Raw genomic sequence first — 1,364 nt, forward strand, 5'->3', positions numbered from 1 at the left:
AAGCTGCACTCAAATGGTACAGCTCCATAGTTGACGCAGCCTGGGCCGGAGGCATATGAAATTAAATTCGTGGGGATCCCTCAGACTCTGACCCCATTAGTTTTACGATTTACGCTTTTGGTTTCGGCGCATTTTCAGTATGGTAGGTGTAACGCTGGTTCGGCATTCAGCCAGCTAGTTTAACGCATCAGGGATGAATTATGCGCAAACCCGTTAAATACCGAATAGCTTTTCTAATAGTTGCTGCTGCCTGCTTTTATGTAGGAACGTTATTTTTACCTGAAACACTTCCTGACATAATCCTCTCCTTTGAAGGTATTTGGGCTAACGCACAGTGGCGAGATACCTTGCTTGTTACGTTGGCATATTTTGTCTTTTTGCCTGCACTTTACTATTTCTGGATCATTCAAATTGGCAAACAGGCGCTGTGGAAATTATTGTTAGTTCTTTCCTTAAGTAGTTTGGTCGCACGCTATAACTATCCAGAGCAGTTAGCCTATTACTTTGAATTCATTACCTATCTTAAATATCCGATTATTGCCGTATTGATGGTGATAGAAATTCTCCTTCTGGTAACGATAGTTAAAGCGTTGTGGGGGGCTCGAAAGCTCTCTGGCGATTCGCGAATTCATATGCTGGAACAATATGAAGGCGATAACATTTATGAAAAAGGGTCGAAAGAAGCAAAGAAGTTAGAGTTGGCACTTATGTTTGCTCATGAGCCCGCCAGTTGGTACTACGCCATTCCTCGTTTTAGTAGAAACCATGTTCCCGCCATAGCCAATCTGCATTTATGGTCCGCACAGTGGTGGCATGTGTCACTGGTTTGTGTAGCGCTTGTAGTTGCGACGTATGCAAGTTATCTCGCCATTGCACTTTGGAGTGAAACGGTTGCCATTGTCGTGGCAACCTTGGTTTTTTACCTCATAGTGATGTTTATTGCTAACTACAGAGTCAGCAAGCATTACTCTGTTTACCTTATAAAAGATAAGCTTATGGTGAATAATTCGTGGTGGGGAATGACTGTTATTCCACTTTCCAATATTAAACAAGTAGAAACAGGCAGTTGGACGGCTGCTTCAACAAAAGAACAGTTCCATTTCGGTAGAGGCAACGCAAACGTTAAACTTACTTTTGTTTCAGAACAAAAGTATTACTCTGGTTTAGCGACTTTTATTGAGCCGATGGACACACTTTATCTCAGTGTCGACGACCCGTCAGCATTACATGGGATTTGTCAGCTTAACACAGAACAAATGGGGTCAGAGTCTGAGGTATCCCCACAAATAATATAACGATATCAGCGAGATAAAAAAGATAGGAACATTCATGACGTTTGGTGATCAGATCAATCGCCAAAAATC

At 42.1% G+C, this 1,364-nt stretch carries 1 protein-coding gene; it reads left to right on the top strand.

The annotated features are described in order from the left end of the window. Window positions 1-200 precede the first annotated feature (200 nt). Window positions 201-1,295 carry a hypothetical protein gene (locus MHM99_RS21065; protein WP_239220461.1) on the top strand — a complete coding sequence of 365 codons (1,095 nt, stop codon included), beginning with the start codon at window positions 201-203 and terminating at the stop codon, window positions 1,293-1,295. The last annotated feature ends 69 nt before the right edge of the window (window positions 1,296-1,364 follow it).

The organism is Alteromonas sp. MmMcT2-2, assembly GCF_022348305.1.
In the GTDB taxonomy this organism is placed as follows: domain Bacteria; phylum Pseudomonadota; class Gammaproteobacteria; order Enterobacterales; family Alteromonadaceae; genus Alteromonas; species Alteromonas macleodii.